This window comes from Sphingorhabdus sp. (assembly GCF_041737645.1).
Lineage (GTDB): Bacteria > Pseudomonadota > Alphaproteobacteria > Sphingomonadales > Sphingomonadaceae > Sphingorhabdus_B.
Window position 1 is genome coordinate 1 of sequence record NZ_JBGSRI010000011.1, and the last position, 19,461, is coordinate 19,461.

A 19,461-nucleotide genomic window follows, 5' to 3' on the forward strand; every position below is an offset into this window, starting at 1 on the left:
GTTATCCAGCTCATCACGCAACGACAGCATCAAGCGCAGCATGTCGCGCGCCGTTGCCGGCACGGTCGCGCTCATCTCCTGGTCCTCCAGAATATCTGCCAGCATGGCAACATGCGACGGTCCCTTGGGCGCAACCCAGCCCTACTCTGCCAGATGCCCGCGAATGGCGTTGATCAGCTGGGTACGCTGCCTGACAACGAGATCGCGCGTGCGGAACACCATGGCGGCCGCCTGCTGCTGCTCGCTCTTGACCGCCACAAAGCGCATGTTCGGTCGCTGGGCGGCTTCGCAAATGGCTTCGGCATCCAGCGCATCGTTCTTGTGCCGCTTCACGAACGGCTTGACATAGGCCGGAGGAACAAGCCGCACCTCGTGGCCGATCTGCGCAAGCTCGCGGCCCCAGTGGTGCGCGCCTCCGCACGCCTCGAGCGCTACGACGCAGCGTGGCTGTTCTGCGAAAAAGTCGAGCAGCTTGGTCCTGCGGATCTTCTTGCTGAAGAGCACATTGCCGCGCTCATCAGCACCATGCGCGTGAAAAACATTCTTTGCGATATCAAGACCAATGGTAGTAAGTTGTGACACGGACGCCTCCTTTAGATGGTGTTCAACACCTCCATCATGGCACATAAATGCCGCCGGGGGGCGTCCACCCCATCACGACAGGACGTTTTATCATGGTCGGATGGGTGTGCATAAGCGCAATCGCCTTAACTGAGTCGATATCGGCTTTGTCTGTGTCTGAAAGCTTTTTGAATGTCGTGCCTGCCTTGTTCAGCAGCTTTTCCCAACCGACTTGGTTTACCCACCGTTCAAGCGTCGCGATTTCTACGCCACTCTTTTTATAATCGTGAAATTGATAATCGATCCCGCGGCCGTCGAGATATTTTCGCGCCTTTTTGACGGTATCACAATTGGGGATGCCAAAAAAAGTGATGGTCATTTGTAATGCTCCCGCCTGTCACCAAAATCGCGCACCCGTTTGCGCCAGCTTCTATAGCTTCCCGGTTTTAAATGTGTTCGCATAAGCGCCTTGATCTGGTCCGGCGATATCCCATGCTGCTTTTGGATATCCGAAAAACCGATATGATCGGAAAGCGCCATTTCGATAATCTCGCTCACCTGACTTTGTGTAAGGGTAGGCGGCTGTGGCATTAGACGGCCCAATGATAAATATTGTTACGTACGGCCCCGCATAGGCTGTTCTCACTGACTTGTGTTGTGATAGGTTCCATATGGCGATGTTGCCCTAATCTGTCGCCGGTGCAATATCGAAGTGCATGACGTCCTCGCGGATACCGAGCTTGGTATATAGCGCGACCGCCGGTTCATCACCATAATCTGCCTGTACATAGATAACCCAGCTTCCGCGCTGCCGGGCTATCTCCTGGAGACGCGAGATCAGCGCTGTCGCAACACCTGTTCGACGGTGAGTGTCCGCAACAGCCAAATCATAGATATAAATTTCCGAACGCGCCTGTTCGAACTTAGGGAGTTCATAGGCGACGAGGCCACCAACAACGTTTAAACCGTCACGCGCCACCATGATGATATTTGTCGGGCTTTCCAACTGCTCCTGTAGATAGGCATCCGTCGGAGGCGCAGATATATAATATTCGGGGTCTTCAAAAGCTTCCGCAAAGAGCGCGTTCAGAGCGCGCATGGAAGCAACATCTTCACGGCCGAGTTGTTCTATTCCCATTCGATCGTGCCGGGGGGCTTGGATGTATAGTCATAGACAACGCGGTTGATGCCCTTGACTTCGTTGATAATCCGTGTGGAAACGCGGCTCAGGAAGGCGCTGTCAAAAGGATAGATGTCGGCGGTCATGCCGTCGGTGCTGGTCACGGCGCGCAAGGCGCAGACATTGTCGTAAGTCCGACCGTCGCCCATGACGCCCACCGTACGGACGGGCAATAATACAGCAAAGGCCTGCCATATCGCATCATATAGACCGGCGTTGCGGATCTCTTCCAGATAGACCGCGTCCGCCTTGCGGAGGATATCGCACCGTTCCTTGGTCACTTCGCCCGGAATGCGGATCGCAAGACCGGGGCCGGGGAAGGGATGGCGGCCGACAAACTGGTCGTTAAGGCCAAGCTCGCGGCCAAGTTCGCGAACCTCGTCTTTGAACAATTCGCGCAGCGGTTCGACCAGCTTCATGTTCATGCGTGCCGGCAGTCCGCCGACATTATGGTGACTCTTGATAGTAACCGAAGGTCCGCCAGTGAACGAAACGCTCTCGATCACATCGGGATAGAGTGTTCCTTGTGCGAGGAAATCAGCACCGCCGATTTTGCCGGCTTCTTCTTCGAAGACATTGATGAACTCCGCCCCGATGAACTTTCGCTTCTGTTCGGGGTCGGTGACGCCCGCAAGCCCGACCATGAACCGTTCCTCTGCGTCAACGACTACCAGCGGGATATTATAATGGTCCCGGAACAGCGTTTCGACCTGCGTTCGTTCGTTCGTTCGAAGAAGGCCATGGTCAACAAAAACGCAGGTCAGCTGCTCACCAATGGCTTCGTGGATCAGGATCGCTGCAACCGACGAATCGACGCCGCCGGACAGGCCGCAAATGACGCGGCCGGATCCCACTTGCGCGCGGATCTCGGCAATCTTGGTAGCGCGGAATTCAGCCATCGTCCAATCACCGGCCAGCCCGCAGATGTGATGCACGAAATTGGAGATCAGCTTGGCGCCATCCGGTGTGTGCACCACCTCGGGATGGAACTGGATGCCGTAATAGCGCCGTGCTTCGTCCGCGATGAAGGCGTAAGGAGCGCCATCGCTGGTTGCGACGACTTCGAAACCGGGGGCAAGGCTTGTTACCTTGTCGCCATGGCTTATCCACACCTGATGCTTTTCGCCCTGTGCCCAAAGGCCGTCGAACAAGGCGCAGGATTTTTCAACCTCGATAAAGGCGCGGCCAAATTCGCCGCCTTCGCCGCCCGTCACCTGTCCGCCCAGCTGTGTCATCATGGTCTGCTGGCCATAGCAAATACCCAACATCGGAAGGCCGCTATCGAACACACATTGGGGTGCACGGGGTGAGCCGGCTTCGGTTGTGGAAGCAGGGCCGCCCGACAAGATGATGCCCTTGGGCTGCATCCGCTCAAAAGCCGCTTGCGCCGCGTTAAAGGGTGCGATTTCGCTGTATACCCCAGCCTCGCGCACGCGGCGGGCAATGAGCTGGGTCACTTGCGATCCGAAATCGATGATGAGGATGGAATCTGATGGCTGAATCGACATGACCAGCCGATAGGCATAACCGCCGCCGCTGTCCATATCGGCGCAGCGGCGGCGGCAAACTATTTGTGGGTCCTGACCCTAGTCGAGCAGGCTATCGCTCCGCGTTCTGGCCACAATGCGCTCGGGCTCGGGCGCCGGTGCTTGTTGATGCACCCAGTCGGCGACTTTCTTCCCGTGCCGCGTTACCGCGCCCATGTTGAAAAAGTGCATGCCGCCCAGCACGAGCACGGCCAGCCCGACATACCATCCCAGAAAACGCATCAGTTCGGGGGCGTCCTTGACCGTTCCCGCGCCGCTCAAGGCAAGTGCGATGAAACCGAAGTTCACGAGGTAGAAGCCGACGACCAGTAAATGGTTCACAGAAGTCGCCAACTCCGCATCATGCCCGAAGCATCGGATCAGATAGATTTTACCGTTGGTGCTCAGCGTCCATGCGACCCAGATCGTCATACTGATCGCGAGGATGAGGTAGAGGCTATACGCTAATAAGGTCATGACATGTTCCTTTCACTTTTGAAAATAACTTTCTTTTATTTCTGTAAAAATCGAAACTATGAGATATACGAAGGCTCAGGTGGCATGTGCTTTCTCCTGTTGGGATTAGTCCTTTGATCCGGGAATGAAGCGGGCGACTTTTGCGCCCAGCTTCATAAGTGAAATCAGCGTGGATTTTTTAAGGCCACGGACCTGTTCGTACCATCCGGTCAAGGTTGCGATGAATTCATGCATGTGTCCGATACGCTCGCGGACATGGGCGGGGAGGTCCTTGTTTGCCGCCATGCGGTCTTTTAGCTCGCCGAGCTTTGCGATGGTCGGATCAATCTCCCGCCTTTTGCGTTCGGCGGTGATGGCCATAAAGAGGTCCCATAATTCGGTCTCTGCGGTAAAATGGTCCCGCCGGTCGCCGGGAATATGGGTCCGGCGCACAATGCCATAGCCTTGCAACTCTTTGAGGGCCGTCGACACATTGGATCGAGCCAGGTCAAGCGCCTCGCAAATTGCCTCGGCATCCAGTGGCTGGTCGCTTAAATAGAGCAGGGCGTGAACCTGGGCAACGGAGCGGTTTGCGCCCCAGTGTGTTCCCATTTCACCCCAATGCAGGATGAACTCAAGAGCTTCCGGATATTTTTCAACGCCCATGGCGACTCGTCCTTTTCGTTATTTCTGTATTTACAGAAATTAGAATAATTGTCAACTCCGGGTTTTGCCTTTGCGGCACGTGCGCAGGTTGTCCTATACTAAGCTGGTGAAAAAGCCCGACTCTCGCCGACAGGAGATTATCCAGCGCCTCACGGACCATGTCCTTGCCGAAGGGCTGTGGGCATCAAGTTTGCGACCGTTGGCGAAGGCCGCCGGTACCAGCGACCGGATGCTGCTTTATTATTTTGCGGACAAGGCGGCAATCATCACGGCCGTATTGGAGGAAATCTCGGCGCGGTTGGTCATGAAATTGGGGGAACGTGCTGCGCCTGATCTTTTGCCGGTGGATGTACTACGCAAGAAATTTGCCGAAATCCTCTTTGTGGACGAGCTGTGGCCATATATGCGTATCTGGCTGGAGCTCGCCTCGCGTGCGGCGATGGGCGACCCGTACTTCCGCGCCGTTGGCGAACAGATCGGCAGGGGTTTTTATGAATGGGGCAAGGCCCAACTCCAGTCCGAAAGCGAAGAACAACGCGACGTGGACGCGGCGCGTTTGCTCGTCACGATTGAAGGCATGTTACTTCTGAAAAGCCTTGGACTGGACGACATCAACGCCAAAGCTGTGTGAAATCAGGCCGCGGCCCGTTTTTCTCCGAGCAAGATTACCTTTGCATCTCCATTCGCCTGATAGCTTGCAACCAGCAAATAGCTGCACAAATAAGGTGCGCCGCCTGCGAACACGCAGAAGCCGAGCGCGATGCCAGCCGGAGAGAAATGGTGCCGCCACATCATCCAAACCGCGCCAAGCGTCAGGAGAGAGAAAAAATCCAAATTGAACTGCCCGGGCCATTCCATCTTGGCAATATCGCCGAAGAAGATGGGCAATAAGCCCATGCCATGTTCAGACACGACCATGACAGTATAGACGCCAACAACGGCGACGATCGTCAAAAGCAACAGGCGAAACAGCGTCATCTTACAGCTTCCTTATTCATTAAAAAACCGAGCAGAAGCGCAATGCCCGCACCCCATAAGATAATAGCGGCGCAATTGGTCACCTGCGGCAGATGTCCGCCATATATCAAGGGAAACCACGCCACGACGATGCCGTCGATCAGCAGCGCGGTCGTTGTCGCAACGGCAATTCCCAACGCCATCTGGTTATCGCGCAGGGACACAAACCATTTGGTGACAAGAATGAAAGGGAAAGTCCCGGGAATAACCAAAGCATAGGTTATTGCGCGCATCCCACCTTCCAAAGCACCCCTTGGCGCGACAATGCGAAGGAGGACAGCGGCGAGAAACCAGAGCAACGTACCCGCGACGACCAGCAACAGGGTCTGTCGCGACGTCAATCCGATACGATTGGGCTGGCTATGAATCACAAGAGGCATCCTTCCATCGATGGGATGCCGTTTAACAAAATGTAGCGAGTGCTACAACAATTTTCTATGCGGCCAACTCGATCCAGGTTGGCGCGTGATCGCTCGCCTTTTCACGGCCACGATGGTCCTTGTCGACCCCGCATGCCGTCAGCCGGTCGGCAAGTATCGGGCTTAGCAACAGATGGTCGATCCGGAATCCGTGGTCGCGCTGCCACGCGCCGGCCTGAAAATCCCAAAAGGTCCAGACGCCACCTTGCGGATAGTGCGTTGCCAGCGCATCCGTCCAGCCTTCGGCCAACAACGTCCGATACGCCGCTATACTTTCGGGCTGGCGCAGGGCATCGTCCAGCATGGCAGAAGCGGACCAGACATCCTTGGGCGTTGGAATGACATTATAATCACCTGCAAGAACTGCCGGTATTTCCGACGCCATCAGTTCCGCTGCACGCTCGCGCAGGCGTTGCATCCATTTCAGTTTATAGTCGAACTTCGGGCCTGGTTGCGGATTACCGTTCGGTAAATAGATGCTGGCAACCCGAATACCAAAGACGTCGGCCTCAAGATAACGGGCATGCTCATCGTCTAGGTCGCCGGGCAATGTCCGCTGCGCTTCAACAGGCTGTGCGTTGCGGGCGAGGATGGCAACGCCGTTAAAGGATTTCTGTCCATGCCAGATAGCCCCGTAGCCAGCACGTTCAAATTCGGCGACAGGAAAGCCGTCATCTTGCGACTTCACCTCTTGCAAACAGGCTATGTCGGGTTTGGTTTCATCCAGCCACTCGAGCAAACGCGGTAGCCGGGCTTTGACACCGTTAATGTTATAAGTTGCGATACGCATAGCCCGTTTTAGCGCAGTTGGGTCAAGACGCCAGAGCACATCTGGGTTCAGATGAAATTTGTCGAAGTGAAAGCTGGGCTAAACCGAAAAGCGGGAACCGCAGCCGCAGCCAGCCTGCGCTTGGGGATTAGTCACCTGAAAAGACTTGCCGCCAAGGGATTCGACAAAGTCGATGGCAGAGCCGCGCACCAGATCCAAGCTGACGGGATCCACCACCAGCGATGCGCCTGAACCATCGGTGCGAATATCATCGGCCGCAACGCTTTCGGCCAGGCCGAAGCGATATTGAAATCCGGAACAGCCTCCGCCTTCGACCGACAAGCGCAATATCGGCGGCTTACCCAGTTTGACAGCAATCTCGGCAACCCGCCGGGCGGCGTTATCGGTCATGGATATGGTGGGATTTTCAGACATACACCCTATGTAGGCCGTGCTGCGGATAAAGAAAAGGGGCGGCAGAGTTTCCTTTGCCAGCCCCTAGATTACACCCTCTCCCAAAGGTGATGCGTTTAACCGGTAAGCTTACTCGTCTTCAGCTGGACCGCCTAAGGCTTTGCTATCAGCAGTTTTACCGGCAAGCAAGATATTTGATTCAGCGGTCAAAGGCGAAAGAAAGGCTGTCGGATTGATTGCCTCGCCTGCAATACGGACTTCATAATGCAAATGACTGCCTGTGGAGCGACCCGTGGAGCCCATATAACCCAGAATATCACCCTTGCGGACAGACTGTCCGGAAACCACGTTCATAGCGGATAGGTGCCCATAACGTGTTTGTACCGCGTTGCCGTGATTGATCTCAACATATTTACCATAACCACCCAGCCATTGCGCGCGGCCAACAAAGCCATCGGCTGTTGCGTAAATAGGCGTGCCAACCGGGCCGGGAATATCAATTCCCTTATGATTGCGGCTTGCGCCACGAGTCGGTGCATTGCGATATCCAAAGCCGCTCGAAAATTTCATAACTTCGACAGGATTAATCGACGGAACTGCGACCTGTACTTTGGTTGCGGCGGTGCCGACAATACGGCCCCAGCTATCATTAAGGGCGCGAAATTCCGGATCGGACGTACCCAATGCTGTTTGATTTGATTTCAAATCTTCAGGTTTGACACGAAAACTGTCGGAAGCAGCAGCGGAGTTGGCATATGCTGGGGTAATTGAAACGGCGGCAACCATTAAGGCAAGCGCAGAAACAAGCTTGATTATCAGTGATTGGCCACCGGCCAAAGCGCTGCATACCATAATGTTTACTTACCTTTTGTTGCGACCCGCGCCAAGCGCAGCCCCGAAGTTTTACAAAGGCAGTTTTTCTGCCCACCCCTTATGTGACCAACTGGTGACCGAGAGTTTCAGGCATTGCAACCTACGCGTAATAATCGCGGGACAGACCGGCGCTCAAACGCGCCGAGTCGTTGAACGGGGGCTTAACGGACCCATGAAAGTGACGGTTTACCAGCACTTTCCAGTAATCTTTTGGTAAGATTCTGTGCTCGGAACAACCCGCCTCAAACCATTTTGTTCCGGCAAAAACGTGAGAAATCTCGTCATTATAGATGCGATGAAGGATTTTTGCGGACGCCGAATCGCCTGCCGCCTCGAATCGGGCGATCGTTCCGGGCGTCACATCCAGTCCGCGCGCTTCCAATACCATCGGTACCACGGCAAGCCGTGCAAGCGCGTCGTGGCGCGTCTCGTAAGCGGATTCCCAAAGTCCATCATGCGCCGGATGCGCGCCGTAAAAGCTACCTAGTTGGCGTAGCCTGCGGTCGAGCACGACAAAGTGCATCGCTTCGTCTGCGCCGACTTTCATCCAGTCATCCGCAAATGCCGTGGGAAATTGGTGGCCGAAGCGTCCGACAAGATCAAAGGCCAGATCAATGGCCACAAATTCAATGTGGGCGAGGGCATGGAGCAGCGCGATGCGGTTGGCGAGCGTGCCTCCTTTGCGCCGCCTGGGCATCTGTCCGGGGGGCAAGAGTTCCGGATTTTCGGGGCGCGCGGGCGAATCGGGCATGGCCACACCAAAACTATGCGCTAACCGTCCCAACCTCCAGTTGCGAGCAGCTGCCCGGGCAGCCATCACCTTGGCATGGGGGGCAGCGGTCGACAGCACGGTTTGGCACGCGTGACCGAGCGTTTCGGGCACGGCCTTTGTCGTCACCCCAACGCCTTTGTGGCAGCCAGAACGTCCGCAGCATGATCCTTGACCTTAACCTTGCGCCAGACCTGTTTCACCTTGCCGTCTATTCCGACGAGATAGGTTGACCGATCAATGCCCATATAGCTTTTGCCGTACATCGACTTTTCAACCCATGCTCCCATCTGTTCGGTGGCGTCACTCGTTTCGTCGGAGAGCAGCGTGACTTTGAGGTCATATTTCCCGGCAAATTTGCCGAGCTTTGCCGGCTTGTCTTTCGACATGCCGTAAATCGGGCACCCAAGCGCAGCGAACTCTGGGGCCAGTGCGGTAAAATCCTTTGCTTCGTTGGTGCATCCCGGCGTGTCGGCCTTGGGATAGAAATACAGCACCATTGGTCCCTTGAGGGTCGCCAAGTTCAGGGCGCTCCCTTCACTGTCAAGCACCGTCACATCAGGCAAAGTTTCATTTACATCCGTCATTTTCGATATCCTCTAAAAATCCCGTAAGCCAAATAGGCGCTCCCATTGCGCCATTACAATCCCGCGATAATCCCTAATTGCGGCGCTTAACGCGTCCCAATTTGCGTAGCCGAGGCTTTTGGCGATCAGCACTTGTGCTGCGGGCGGCGGGGTATCGCAATCCGGCGCAATCAGCCTCACCATCACGAGCAAACGCCCCAACAGTGCATAAGCGTCCGCAAAATCATTCGGCAGATGCCCGCCGGTTACCAGCATTTGGATGGCAGTACCCAGTTGCGGGACCTGACCGGCGTGCTGCGTAAGTTGAAGGTCGTGAATGATAAACTCCATGTCGACCAGTCCACCGGGCAGCAACTTCATGTCCAGATCGCCTTTGGGCGTCTTGTGGGTCGCCATCTCTTTTCGCATGTCCGCGATTTCGGACTTGGTCTTATCCGCATCACGCGCCGTGTTCAGCACTTGGGCGATAATGGCCTGCACTTCGGCGCAAGCGGCATCAGAACCATAGAGAAGCCGGGCGCGGGTCAATGCCATATGCTCCCATGTCCATGCATTTTCATTCTGATATTGGCCAAAGCTCTTCACTGAAGAGCAGAGCAAGCCATCGGCACCCGACGGCCGGAGCCGCGTGTCCACTTCATAAAGTGCGCCGGATGCGGTCGGGACACTGAGCGATGCAATGACGCGTTGGGCGAGCCGGTTATAATATTGGGTCGCCCCCAAGGGCCGCGCGCCATCAGATTCAGCGAGATGATCGCCGGTAAAGAGCAGAATGAGATCAAGGTCGGACGCATGGGTCAAAGCCTCGCCGCCCAGCCTTCCTAGCGCCAGAACGACCAGTTCGCTGTCTGGTACTTTTCCATGGGCTTTTTCAAATTCGGTCACGGTTGCTTTTGTCAAAATTTGTAATGCCGCTTCGGCCAAATGGGCGTAGCTGCGCGCTATATCGAGCGCATCGTTGCGCCCTTCGATCAATTGAACGCCCAGCGCAAACCTTTTTTCACCCACATAATCGCGTACAATATCCAATGTCGATTGATAGTCGGCCTGACCAATCCGCATGTGCATCATGTCCAGAAGTTGCAGTACATCGCCCGGCAAATCCATGGCGCTGGTATCGATCAAGGCGTCCAGATAGCGGCTTTGTCGCCCCAGATCGTCGGCAAGCGTGGGGGCATAGCTCAAAATGTCAGCCACCAGTTGCATCAATCCGGGCCGCGCCTCCAGCAAGCGGAACACGTTGATCGCGCTGGGCATCGCCTCGATCATATTGTCAAAACGGGCAATCGCCCTGTCCGAATCGGGTGCATCGGCGATCGCTTTCAGCAAGGCCGGAAGTACGGCCTCAAACGCATCACGAGCCGACGGGCTGCGAATGGCGCGGATATTGCCGCTGCGCCAGCGGGCCATGCGCTGCATTACCGCCGCAGGATCGGTATAGCCCAAGTCGCTTAACTGCTCCTCAAGCGGCAGGCCGTCTTCTGCCATGCGCGGCCCGTCGCCGCCGCTTGCGTCAACCATCCGGTCATAGATGGCGGCCACCGATTCGGAGATGGGACGGATCGTCTCGATAAAGGCTTCGGCATTGGCCAGCCCGTGCAGCCGCGCGACTGCATCGGCGGTTTCGGGATTGTCGGGTATGCTGTGCGTTTGGCGATCGCTGTGCATTTGCAAGCGATGTTCGGCGGTCCGCAACTGCTCATAAGCCGCGCTCAATGTGCGCGCTTCTTCGGGCTTGATCCAGCCTGCAACAGCCAGCGCCGCCAAGGCTTCGCGAGTATCGGGATTGCGCAGGGCGACGTCGCGACCGCCGTGGATAAGCTGGTGTGCCTGGGCGAAAAATTCACATTCCCTTATGCCGCCATGGCCGCGCTTCAGATCATAGCCGAGGCCGATTTTCTGTCCCTTGGCATAATGGTCACGGATCTGCGCGGTCATCGCGGTGATGTTTTTGAGCTGCCCGAAATCGAGCGATTTGCGCCAGATGAACGGCTGAATGGCGTTCAGGAAATAATGGCCGAGCGCCCGGTCGCCGGCACATACGCGCGATCGTATGAAGGCGGCCTGCTCCCATGCCAGCGCGCTCGATTCATAATAGCTGATCGCCGCTTCGACCGGCAAGACGATGGGGCTGACCTCCGGCGAGGGACGCAGGCGCATGTCGACGCGAAAGACATAGCCATCGGCATCAAGCGCCGACAACAGCTCGATGATGCGCCGTCCGTAACGGACAGCCGCCTCGGCCACATCGTCGCGTTCTCGGTGGTGTAGGGTCTGCGGGTCGAAGAGGAAAATGGGATCGATGTCGGACGAATAGTTCAGCTCGCGTCCGCCATGCTTACCAAGGCCAATAACCGCAAAGCCCTGGTTAGGTGCGCCCGGAACTCGTTCTTCAATCGCGGTGGCAATGGCTTGGTCGAGCGCATGGTCGGCAAAATCCGAGAGTATCCGGGTGACGCGGGTCAGGTCCCACATGCCGGCGAGGTCGGCAAGTGCTGTGACCAATGCCACACCTTGCCGTTGGCGGCGCAATGCGGCGCCCATGCTGTCGCCCGTGCGGTTGAGCGCACTTTCCAGCGCGGCATCAAGGTCGCCAGTGCGGATCAATGCCATCAGATCGGGATTGCGGTCCATCAACCCGGCGAGGAACGGGCTGTTCGCCGATGCGCGGTCAATGGCGTTCGCGACCGCTGTCATTGCTTCAGATAGTCTCGGCGGAAATCGGCGGCAAAGGCCGCAAAGCGGTCTTCCGCAATCGCCGCGCGCATATCGGCCATCAGCATCTGGTAATAATGCAGATTATGCTGCGTCATCAGCATCGCGCCCAGAATCTCGCCGGAACGGATCAAGTGGTGCACATAGGCGCGCGTCCATGTGGCGCAGACGGGGCAGGTGCATCGATCGTCGATCGGGCCTTGGTCTTCGGCGAATTTGGCGTTGCGGATGTTGATCGGCCCTGAATGCGTGAACGCCTGACCATTGCGACCACTGCGCGTTGGCAGTACGCAATCAAACATGTCTATCCCTCGTTCTACCGCGCCGACCAGATCATCGGGTTTGCCAACACCCATCAAATAGCGCGGCCGGTCGGCTGGCAATTGATCAGCGGCATAGTCAAGGCAACCGAACATCGCCTCCTGCCCTTCGCCGACCGCGAGGCCGCCCACGGCATAGCCGTCAAAGCCGATATCGATGAGGGCGTCGGCAGACCGTTTGCGTAATTCTTCGTCTAACGACCCTTGCTGGATACCGAACAACGCCGCCTGTTCCGCATGCGCGCCGCCTGCGTCAAAGGCATCGCGGGACCGCTTGGCCCAACGCATCGACAATTCCATGGATTTAATCGCTTCGTCGCGGCTGACACCGTTGGCGGGGCATTCGTCAAAGGCCATAACGATGTCCGACCCCAGCAAGCGCTGGATTTCCATCGACCGTTCGGGCGACAGCATATGCTTCGACCCGTCGAGATAGCTGGAAAAAGAAACGCCTTCCTCGGTGATTTTGCGCAGGGCCGACAGGCTCATCACCTGATAGCCGCCGCTGTCGGTCAGGATCGGCCGGTCCCAGCCGGAAAATTTGTGCAGCCCGCCCAGACGCGCCACCCGCTCGGCCCCCGGGCGCAGCATCAGATGATAGGTGTTGCCCAGGATGATGTCGGCCCCCGTCGCGCGGACTTCGGCGGGACGCATGGCCTTGACGGTCGCGGCGGTGCCCACGGGCATAAAAGCAGGCGTGCGGATTTCGCCGCGCATCATCTGGATGGTTCCAGTGCGGGCCTTGCCGCTGGTGGCGGAAATCGAAAACTGGAATCGGCTTTTCATCGCCGTCGCTTTAGCAGGGTTGATTGCAGAGGGAAGGGCATCCGGGGTCGACGGCAAACCAACTTGTTTTGATTTAGGCCTTTTCGCGCCCGCATTGCTTCTCCATATAGGGGGCATGACTTATACCGATCCCCGTTCCTATCTCTATCAACCCGGTCTGCTTGACCCTGACGCCGCCCAACGCCTGACGCGGGGAGCATTGAAGGCCTGCGATGATGGGGAGCTCTATTTGCAATATAGCGCGACCGAAAGCTTCGGCTTTGACGATGGCCGCCTGAAAATGGCCGATTATTCGACGGGTTCGGGCTTCGGCCTGCGGGGTGTCTCGGGCGAGATGACAGGCTTCAGCCATGCCAATGATATGAGTGAGGCGGCCATTCGCCGCGCCGGCGAAACATTGAAGTTGTTGGACCCTGCAAAGGATCAGCCCGCCGCCCCGCCACGCAAGAATAACCGGCATCTGTACACGGACGGCAACCCGCTCGAACTCGTACCCTTTGCCCAGAAGGTCGCATTGTGCCAGAAAATCGATGCGGCGGCGCGCGCCCGCGACCCGCGTGTTGCGCAGGTGAGCGTCAGCCTTTCGGGTAGCTGGACCGTGGTGGAAATCGTGCGCGCCGATGGCTTTGTCGCAACCGATGTGCGGCCGCTGGTGCGGTTGAATGTCTCCATCGTGGCGCAGGACGGCGACCGGCGGGAAAGCGGTAATTACGGCTTTGGCGGCCGCTATCTTTACGACAAGCTGTTTGAGGACCATGAATGGGAACATGCGATTGATGAGGCTCTCGCCCAGGCATTGACCAATTTACGCTCGGTCGCGGCGCCCGCGGGTGAGATGACCGTTTTGCTCGGGCCAGGCTGGCCCGGCGTGTTGTTGCATGAGGCTGTAGGCCATGGTCTGGAAGGCGATTTCAACCGCAAAGGCTCCTCGGTCTTTTCCGGTAAGATCGGTCAACGCGTTGCCGCGCCCGGCGTGACGGTTGTCGATGACGGCACCATGCTGAACCGGCGTGGGTCGCTGTCGATTGATGACGAAGGTACACCGACGCAGGAAAATGTGTTGATCGAAGACGGAATATTGCGCGCTTATATGCAGGACCGGATGAACGCGCGTCTGATGGGTGTTGAGCCGACCGGCAATGGTCGCCGCGAAAGCTATGCCCATGCGCCGATGCCGCGCATGACCAACACATTTATGCGGGGCGGTAATGATGACCCTGCAGAACTTTTGAGCCGGGTCAAAAGCGGTATCTTCGCCAAAAGCTTCGGCGGCGGGCAGGTCGATATCGTGTCGGGCAAATTCGTCTTCAGTTGCACCGAAGCCTATCTGGTCAAGGACGGAAAGCTTGGCGATCCCATCAAAGGCGCAACACTGATCGGTGACGGTTTCACCGCGCTGAACAATGTCACCGGAATCGGCAATGATATGGCCCTCGACGAAGGTGTGGGCATCTGCGGCAAGGCTGGCCAAAGCGTGCCTGCCGGGGTCGGACAGCCTACGACTCTCGTAAGTGCCCTTACTGTAGGTGGAACCGCAGGGTAATATACTTGCGTCGTTCCTCGACATGCATATAGTCAGCACATAAATAGAATCGGGTCGCATGTAAGGCCGGAGGCGCTGCTCTCCGGAATCCCAGGGAGTGGAAACATGCGTTCATTATCGAGATTTGCGTCATTGGCGGCTATAACTGCCATGATCGTAACGGTCCCCGGTTCAGCTCAAAAAACGACTGGCCCCAAAGCGCAATACAGCATGGATGTGTCCACCATGTCCGGTATGGGCATGGGGGCGATGATGGGCGGCGGCCTGGGAAGCATGCTTGGCGGTGGAGGCGGTGACAATTACATGCTCGACCTTAGGCTCTCTTCGGCCACACCAGCACCGCAGCAACCTGAAAAGGGCGACCATTTTTTTCTTCCTGCTGCCAAAATGGGGAAATCTGTTCCTTTATTGGGCGATGCTCCGGGGAAGCCCGCAAAACCTGACCGGGACTATGACCCCCGCGCGATGGAAAAGCCCAAAGGGCGTTTGCTGATGTTCTGGGGATGTTTCACAAAGGCACCAAAGGGTCAGCCCTTCATCATCGATTTTGCGAAAATGCCGACCGCGCAAATGCCCGCTAATATGCCTGCGCAGATGCGTGGTTTTCAAGCCGCGGCCGCAGCGCGCGACGCGAATGCTGCGTGGTGGCCCAATGGCCAGAATGGCAAGCAGCCAAAGTCCGGGTCCTCGCTGCGCGGCGAACATCGGATTGCAAGCATGTTCACGCCGGAAATAAAGTTCGCGGTCATCAACGACTATATGGCGTCACTCAAAGTCAATACTTCCGAACAAATGGGCGCGATCTTTCTCAAATGGAACAGCGTCCCGACCGCGACTGGCTATGTCGCTTGGGCGATGGGCGGAATGGAACGCGCTGGGCAGGGTGGCGATCTGGTGATGTGGACCTCTGCCAACAGCCGGGACGGCAACGTAGGCATGGAGTGGCTCGCGCCCGCCGAAGTGCAGCGACAGATTGTCTCCAAGAATATCCTCCCCCCGACCCAAACGAACTGCTCCATTCCGGCAGAGGCAAAAGCTGCGGCCGGTGGCATGATGTTCGGCAGTATGAACGCCTTTGGACCCGAGGAAAATTTTTCCTTCCCGCCAAAACCAGCCGACCCCAAAGCGGTGTGGAATATCGACTGGACGGCAAAGGTCCGTTTCCGTGCCTTTTCGAGTTTCATGACTGGCATGGGAGCAATGGGCGGGGCCAGCGGTGATTCGGGCGAACCGGGACGCAAGCCCAAGTCGTGTAAAGGTCCTTTGGGAATCCCGATACCTGGCTCCTCCTGTTAGGTTGCACTCCGCCGGTTATTCGGTAAGAACCTCCGAATGGCCGACTTTACCGAAACCCTGACCGCGAAACATATGGAGATGATCGGCAAACAACCGATCTTCTTTACCGCAACCGCTGCCGACGATGGACGGATCAATCTGTCCCCCAAGGGCTATGACAGCTTCCGTGTGCTGTCACCTTCACGCGTCGCCTATCTGGATCTGGGTGGGTCGGGGAACGAGACGCACGCCCACCTGTTGGCAGATGGCCGGATTACAATCATGTTCTGCGATTTTGATCGTCCTGCACTTATACTGCGCATTTACGGCCGTGGCCGACCGGTCCTGCCACAGGATGGCGAATGGGAAGCGCTGGCGTCACATTTCACGATCTTGCCGGGAACAAGGCAGATCTTCGTAATCGATGTCGAAAGCGTTCAAAGCAGTTGCGGTTGGGGCGTGCCATTCATGACGCTCGAGCGCGAACGCGATACGTTGACCAAATACCACGCCCAGGCCGATGCCGACGCCTGGCTTTCGAAAACCAAGGGCCGGACGAAAAGCATCGACGGTTTGCCGACCCGCTCGACCGACCGCTATTTCGGACCGGCGAACTAGACCGGCGCATGTCCCTAGTCGAACTGGCCCGTTATCCCAACGGCATAGAGGCTGAAATCGCCCGTACCTTGCTTGAATCCCACGGGCTGCATGCGGTGACATTCGATTCCGGAATGAACATTGCCGACAGCGCTGCGTTCGCCATTCCTGTCCGGCTGATGGTGCTGGATGAAGACCGGGACGAGGCGGAGCAGATCCTGCGCGAGGTCGGCGGCGCATGAGTCATGCGATCAAGGTTGCGACCTATAATATCCGCAAGGCCGTCGGCCTCGACCAGCGCCGCGACCCTGCGCGCATTATAAGCGTCCTGAATGAAATCGATGCCGACATTATCACCTTGCAAGAGGTCGACCGCCGCTTCGGCGCGCGTGTCAGCGCTCTTCCGCTTGCTATGCTGGAGGCGGAAACGCCCTGGACACCGGTTCCCTTACACTTCCGGCCTGCGGCGATTGGCTGGCACGGAAACGCCATATTGGTGCGTAAAGGTATCGAAGTGCGGCGTGCAGAACCCATTGAAATGCCGACGCTCGAACCCCGTGGTGCGGTGATGGCGGAACTTTCGGTGGCGGGACATGCGTTGCGGGTGATCGGGGTGCATCTGGACCTGTCCGGGCTGTGGCGGCGCAAGCAAATCCGGGCTTTGCTTGCGGCGATTGATGCCTGCCCCCGGATTATGCCGACGGTTATGATGGGGGATTTCAACCAATGGTCGGACAGCGGCGCGCTCAGCGAACTCGCCTTTCACCATCATCGGCTCGTCCAGACACCGAAAAGTTTCCACACCGCGCGTCCGGTTGCGCGGCTTGACCGGATCATCGTCAGCCATGAAATCCGTGTCACGGGGGCCGATTGCCATATTTCACCCTTGGCGAAACAGGCGTCCGACCATCTGCCTATTTGGGCGGCAATCGCGATAGGTTGAGACTGCTTAATATTTAGGCAGACAAAAGACGCTGCTCAATATTTAAGCAAGTATTAACTTGTTCCCGATTTGATTCCATCGGACTCAGCACGCAAAACTAAGGGATTCCCGGACTCCGCGATTCTGGCACGGCGTTTGCATATTGCACTGCACAACCAACGGGGGTGTGCATGAAATATATTATTGCAGTGATAAAGCCACACAAGCTTGATCCGGTGCGCGAAGCGCTGACCGCGCTGGGTGTGTCGGGCATGACAGTGACCGAGGTGAAAGGCTTTGGCCGTCAAAAGGGCCAGACCGAAATCTACCGCGGCGCGGAATATGAAACCAACATGGTGCCAAAGGTTAAAATCGAGATTGCCTGCGCCAGCGATCAGGCGCCTGCGATTATCGAAGCTATCCAGCATGCCGCAGAAACCGGGGCTATCGGCGACGGAAAAATATTCGAGTTCGAGCTTGCCGGTGCGTTACGCATCCGCACAGGTGACACTAACGAAACCGCGCTCTGACGCGAAAATATTAAGCTAGGGGAACACAAAAATGTCCAAAACACTCAAATTCATAGGTGCGGCGGGGGCGACATTGTTCGCTGCTTTGCCTGCCTTTGCACAAGAGGCTGCCGAAGCGGTGGCCGAAGGTGCAACCGCGGCCGCGGCCGTTGTCACCGAAGGGCCAATCAAGGCCCCTACGGTTGAGCAAATGGCGACCATGGTCGACAAAGGCGACACCACATGGATGCTGATAAGCTCCGCGCTGGTCCTGCTGATGTCTATTCCGGCACTGGCACTTTTTTACGGCGGCTTGGTCCGCACCAAGAATATGCTGAGCCTGCTGATGCAGGTTTTCATGATCGTTTCAGTCGCAGCCCTTGTGTGGGTAACTTACGGATATAGTCTTGCCTTCACCAGCGGTGGGCCGTTTATCGGAGGCTTGTCCAAGGCGTTTCTCGCAGGTGTGAGCACGACGACCTATGCGGCGACGTTCAGCAACAATGTGTACATTCCGGAATATGCCTTCGTCATATTCCAGATGACCTTTGCCTGCATCACGCCCGCTTTGATCGTCGGCGCATTTGCCGAGCGGATCAAGTTCACGCCGTTGATGATCTTCACGGTTTTGTGGTTGACGTTCGCTTATTTCCCGATCGCGCACATGGTGTGGTATTGGGCCGGCCCAGACTTCCTCGTCGACGCACCGACTGACATGGGCTTCCTCTGGGGCAAAGCAGCGCTCGACTTTGCAGGGGGCACCGTTGTCCACATCAATGCGGGTATCGCTGGCCTCGTCGGCTGTCTGATCATTGGCAAGCGTGTGGGCTTTGGCAAAGAAGCCACCCCGCCGCACAGCCTGACCATGACAATGATCGGCGCGTCGCTTCTGTGGGTGGGCTGGTTCGGCTTCAACGCCGGTTCAAACCTTGAATCGAACGGTATTGCAGCGCTTGCCTTCATGAATACCTTTGTCGCCACCGCCGCAGCGGCTGTCGCCTGGTGCATCATCGAACAACTACACCACGGCAAGCCTTCGCTTCTCGGCGCGGTAACAGGTGCAGTTGCAGGTCTTGTTGCCATCACCCCAGCCAGCGGATTTGCGGCACCCATGACGTCGATACTGCTCGGCTTCGTCGCATCGGCTGTCTGCTATCTCTTCGTCGCGGTGGTGAAGAACAAGCTGAAATATGACGACACGCTCGACGTCTTCGGCGTACACGGAATTGGCGGCATCATCGGCGCCATCGGGACTGCTATCGTCGCTGATCCGGCGCTCGGCGGTCAGGGCTGGATCGACTACACCGTATTCCCGGCCGTTCCCGGTGAATATGTGATGGCTGACCAGCTCGTCTCACAATTGTGGGCTGTTGGCACCACGGTCGTGTGGACCGGCGTCGTATCGGCGGTTCTCTTCTACGGTCTCAAAATCACTCTGGGCCTTCGCCCGAGCGAAGAGTCCGAACGTGAAGGCCTGGACCTCACAGAACATGGTGAGCGCGCCTATAATTATTGAGTTTCCAAGCTTGGCGGCGGGGCGTTCTTTCCTCTCCTTTT

Annotated in this window: 23 protein-coding genes and 1 pseudogene; 8 read left to right on the forward strand and 16 right to left on the reverse strand. The window is 57.0% G+C overall.

Annotation, left to right across the window (positions count from 1 at the left end):
- The 7 genes and pseudogenes from ACEW72_RS01320 to ACEW72_RS01350 all read right to left on the reverse strand — a co-directional run.
- Positions 1-582: pseudogene (locus ACEW72_RS01320) on the reverse strand (IS110 family transposase); the annotation flags it as partial.
- Between the two features lie 34 nt (positions 583-616).
- Complete coding sequence (locus ACEW72_RS01325; protein WP_373474576.1) at positions 617-940, reverse strand: arsenate reductase; 324 nt, start codon at positions 938-940, stop codon at positions 617-619.
- The gene (locus ACEW72_RS01330; RefSeq protein WP_373474577.1) at positions 937-1,152 is read right to left on the reverse strand and encodes a DUF2805 domain-containing protein; all 216 of its coding nucleotides are present in this window, start codon (positions 1,150-1,152) and stop codon (positions 937-939) included. Before ACEW72_RS01330 ends, ACEW72_RS01325 begins: the two co-directional genes overlap by 4 nt.
- A 94-nt stretch (positions 1,153-1,246) precedes the next feature.
- Complete coding sequence (locus tag ACEW72_RS01335) at positions 1,247-1,699, reverse strand: AAC(3)-I family aminoglycoside N-acetyltransferase (RefSeq protein ID WP_373474578.1); 453 nt, start codon at positions 1,697-1,699, stop codon at positions 1,247-1,249.
- On the reverse strand, positions 1,690-3,285 hold the full coding sequence (gene guaA / locus ACEW72_RS01340) for a glutamine-hydrolyzing GMP synthase (RefSeq protein WP_373474579.1): 1,596 nt from the start codon (positions 3,283-3,285) through the stop codon (positions 1,690-1,692). The genes ACEW72_RS01335 and guaA overlap by 10 nt, the downstream gene beginning before the upstream one ends.
- 42 nt (positions 3,286-3,327) lie before the next feature.
- A complete protein-coding gene (locus tag ACEW72_RS01345) occupies positions 3,328-3,744 on the reverse strand; it encodes a hypothetical protein (RefSeq protein ID WP_373474580.1) in 417 nt (138 codons plus the stop codon).
- Between the two features lie 105 nt (positions 3,745-3,849).
- The gene (locus ACEW72_RS01350) at positions 3,850-4,389 is read right to left on the reverse strand and encodes a GbsR/MarR family transcriptional regulator (RefSeq protein WP_373474581.1); all 540 of its coding nucleotides are present in this window, start codon (positions 4,387-4,389) and stop codon (positions 3,850-3,852) included.
- Positions 4,390-4,495: 106 nt separating this feature from the next.
- On the opposite strand from ACEW72_RS01350, the gene ACEW72_RS01355 reads away from it, so the two are divergent.
- A complete protein-coding gene (locus ACEW72_RS01355) occupies positions 4,496-5,020 on the forward strand; it encodes a hypothetical protein (protein WP_373474582.1) in 525 nt (174 codons plus the stop codon).
- A gap of 2 nt (positions 5,021-5,022) precedes the next feature.
- Here ACEW72_RS01355 and ACEW72_RS01360 read toward each other — a convergent pair whose 3' ends face one another.
- From ACEW72_RS01360 to tgt, 9 genes are all read right to left on the reverse strand, one after another.
- On the reverse strand, positions 5,023-5,367 hold the full coding sequence (locus ACEW72_RS01360; RefSeq protein WP_373474583.1) for a hypothetical protein: 345 nt from the start codon (positions 5,365-5,367) through the stop codon (positions 5,023-5,025).
- Positions 5,364-5,777, reverse strand: a complete 414-nt coding sequence (locus tag ACEW72_RS01365; protein WP_373474584.1) for a hypothetical protein — start codon at positions 5,775-5,777, stop codon at positions 5,364-5,366. Before ACEW72_RS01365 ends, ACEW72_RS01360 begins: the two co-directional genes overlap by 4 nt.
- 64 nt (positions 5,778-5,841) lie before the next feature.
- Positions 5,842-6,615 (reverse strand): exodeoxyribonuclease III, encoded by a 774-nt coding sequence (gene xth, locus ACEW72_RS01370; protein ID WP_373474585.1) that lies wholly within the window; start codon positions 6,613-6,615, stop codon positions 5,842-5,844.
- Between the two features lie 78 nt (positions 6,616-6,693).
- Positions 6,694-7,029, reverse strand: a complete 336-nt coding sequence (locus ACEW72_RS01375) for a HesB/IscA family protein (RefSeq protein WP_373474586.1) — start codon at positions 7,027-7,029, stop codon at positions 6,694-6,696.
- Between the two features lie 108 nt (positions 7,030-7,137).
- Entirely contained in the window at positions 7,138-7,860 is a 723-nt protein-coding gene (locus tag ACEW72_RS01380; protein WP_373474587.1) for a M23 family metallopeptidase, read from the reverse strand.
- 121 nt (positions 7,861-7,981) lie between these two features.
- A complete protein-coding gene (locus tag ACEW72_RS01385; protein WP_373474588.1) occupies positions 7,982-8,779 on the reverse strand; it encodes a ferritin-like domain-containing protein in 798 nt (265 codons plus the stop codon).
- Positions 8,776-9,237 carry a peroxiredoxin gene (locus ACEW72_RS01390; RefSeq protein ID WP_373474589.1) on the reverse strand — a complete coding sequence of 154 codons (462 nt, stop codon included), beginning with the start codon at positions 9,235-9,237 and terminating at the stop codon, positions 8,776-8,778. The genes ACEW72_RS01385 and ACEW72_RS01390 overlap by 4 nt, the downstream gene beginning before the upstream one ends.
- Before the next feature lie 12 nt (positions 9,238-9,249).
- Positions 9,250-11,934, reverse strand: coding sequence for a bifunctional [glutamine synthetase] adenylyltransferase/[glutamine synthetase]-adenylyl-L-tyrosine phosphorylase (locus ACEW72_RS01395; RefSeq protein ID WP_373474590.1), 2,685 nt, complete (start codon positions 11,932-11,934; stop codon positions 9,250-9,252).
- Positions 11,931-13,058: a tRNA guanosine(34) transglycosylase Tgt gene (gene tgt, locus ACEW72_RS01400; RefSeq protein ID WP_373474591.1), complete on the reverse strand. Its 1,128-nt coding sequence runs from the start codon at positions 13,056-13,058 to the stop codon at positions 11,931-11,933. The genes ACEW72_RS01395 and tgt overlap by 4 nt, the downstream gene beginning before the upstream one ends.
- Before the next feature lie 115 nt (positions 13,059-13,173).
- Between tgt and tldD the strand changes: the two genes are divergently transcribed.
- From tldD to ACEW72_RS01435, 7 genes are all read left to right on the forward strand, one after another.
- Entirely contained in the window at positions 13,174-14,601 is a 1,428-nt protein-coding gene (tldD, locus tag ACEW72_RS01405) for a metalloprotease TldD (RefSeq protein ID WP_373474592.1), read from the forward strand.
- Between the two features lie 105 nt (positions 14,602-14,706).
- Positions 14,707-15,897 (forward strand): hypothetical protein, encoded by a 1,191-nt coding sequence (locus ACEW72_RS01410; protein WP_373474593.1) that lies wholly within the window; start codon positions 14,707-14,709, stop codon positions 15,895-15,897.
- A 36-nt stretch (positions 15,898-15,933) separates the two neighbouring features.
- Entirely contained in the window at positions 15,934-16,494 is a 561-nt protein-coding gene (locus tag ACEW72_RS01415; protein ID WP_373474594.1) for a pyridoxamine 5'-phosphate oxidase family protein, read from the forward strand.
- Between the two features lie 8 nt (positions 16,495-16,502).
- Positions 16,503-16,715, forward strand: a complete 213-nt coding sequence (locus ACEW72_RS01420; RefSeq protein WP_373474595.1) for a DUF2007 domain-containing protein — start codon at positions 16,503-16,505, stop codon at positions 16,713-16,715.
- Positions 16,712-17,416, forward strand: coding sequence for an endonuclease/exonuclease/phosphatase family protein (locus tag ACEW72_RS01425; protein ID WP_373474596.1), 705 nt, complete (start codon positions 16,712-16,714; stop codon positions 17,414-17,416). Before ACEW72_RS01420 ends, ACEW72_RS01425 begins: the two co-directional genes overlap by 4 nt.
- A 170-nt stretch (positions 17,417-17,586) precedes the next feature.
- On the forward strand, positions 17,587-17,925 hold the full coding sequence (locus tag ACEW72_RS01430) for a P-II family nitrogen regulator (RefSeq protein WP_373474597.1): 339 nt from the start codon (positions 17,587-17,589) through the stop codon (positions 17,923-17,925).
- Positions 17,926-17,956: 31 nt separating this feature from the next.
- On the forward strand, positions 17,957-19,420 hold the full coding sequence (locus ACEW72_RS01435; RefSeq protein ID WP_373474598.1) for an ammonium transporter: 1,464 nt from the start codon (positions 17,957-17,959) through the stop codon (positions 19,418-19,420).
- Positions 19,421-19,461 lie beyond the last annotated feature (41 nt).

What these genes read in the sequence shown, in the direction of transcription:
- ACEW72_RS01380 (WP_373474587.1), bottom strand. Translation starts at nt 7,860, where the DNA reads ATGGTATGCAGCGCTTTGGCCGGTGGCCAATCACTGATAATCAAGCTT.
- ACEW72_RS01430 (WP_373474597.1), top strand. Translation starts at nt 17,587, where the DNA reads ATGAAATATATTATTGCAGTGATAAAGCCACACAAGCTTGATCCGGTG.
- ACEW72_RS01395 (WP_373474590.1), bottom strand. Translation starts at nt 11,934, where the DNA reads ATGACAGCGGTCGCGAACGCCATTGACCGCGCATCGGCGAACAGCCCG.
- ACEW72_RS01345 (WP_373474580.1), bottom strand. Translation starts at nt 3,744, where the DNA reads ATGACCTTATTAGCGTATAGCCTCTACCTCATCCTCGCGATCAGTATG.
- ACEW72_RS01330 (WP_373474577.1), bottom strand. Translation starts at nt 1,152, where the DNA reads ATGCCACAGCCGCCTACCCTTACACAAAGTCAGGTGAGCGAGATTATC.
- ACEW72_RS01415 (WP_373474594.1), top strand. Translation starts at nt 15,934, where the DNA reads ATGGCCGACTTTACCGAAACCCTGACCGCGAAACATATGGAGATGATC.
- ACEW72_RS01335 (WP_373474578.1), bottom strand. Translation starts at nt 1,699, where the DNA reads ATGGGAATAGAACAACTCGGCCGTGAAGATGTTGCTTCCATGCGCGCT.
- ACEW72_RS01360 (WP_373474583.1), bottom strand. Translation starts at nt 5,367, where the DNA reads ATGACGCTGTTTCGCCTGTTGCTTTTGACGATCGTCGCCGTTGTTGGC.
- tldD (WP_373474592.1), top strand. Translation starts at nt 13,174, where the DNA reads ATGACTTATACCGATCCCCGTTCCTATCTCTATCAACCCGGTCTGCTT.
- ACEW72_RS01435 (WP_373474598.1), top strand. Translation starts at nt 17,957, where the DNA reads ATGTCCAAAACACTCAAATTCATAGGTGCGGCGGGGGCGACATTGTTC.
- ACEW72_RS01390 (WP_373474589.1), bottom strand. Translation starts at nt 9,237, where the DNA reads ATGACGGATGTAAATGAAACTTTGCCTGATGTGACGGTGCTTGACAGT.
- guaA (WP_373474579.1), bottom strand. Translation starts at nt 3,285, where the DNA reads ATGGACAGCGGCGGCGGTTATGCCTATCGGCTGGTCATGTCGATTCAG.
- tgt (WP_373474591.1), bottom strand. Translation starts at nt 13,058, where the DNA reads ATGAAAAGCCGATTCCAGTTTTCGATTTCCGCCACCAGCGGCAAGGCC.
- ACEW72_RS01325 (WP_373474576.1), bottom strand. Translation starts at nt 940, where the DNA reads ATGACCATCACTTTTTTTGGCATCCCCAATTGTGATACCGTCAAAAAG.
- ACEW72_RS01410 (WP_373474593.1), top strand. Translation starts at nt 14,707, where the DNA reads ATGCGTTCATTATCGAGATTTGCGTCATTGGCGGCTATAACTGCCATG.
- ACEW72_RS01375 (WP_373474586.1), bottom strand. Translation starts at nt 7,029, where the DNA reads ATGTCTGAAAATCCCACCATATCCATGACCGATAACGCCGCCCGGCGG.
- ACEW72_RS01420 (WP_373474595.1), top strand. Translation starts at nt 16,503, where the DNA reads ATGTCCCTAGTCGAACTGGCCCGTTATCCCAACGGCATAGAGGCTGAA.
- xth (WP_373474585.1), bottom strand. Translation starts at nt 6,615, where the DNA reads ATGCGTATCGCAACTTATAACATTAACGGTGTCAAAGCCCGGCTACCG.
- ACEW72_RS01350 (WP_373474581.1), bottom strand. Translation starts at nt 4,389, where the DNA reads ATGGGCGTTGAAAAATATCCGGAAGCTCTTGAGTTCATCCTGCATTGG.
- ACEW72_RS01425 (WP_373474596.1), top strand. Translation starts at nt 16,712, where the DNA reads ATGAGTCATGCGATCAAGGTTGCGACCTATAATATCCGCAAGGCCGTC.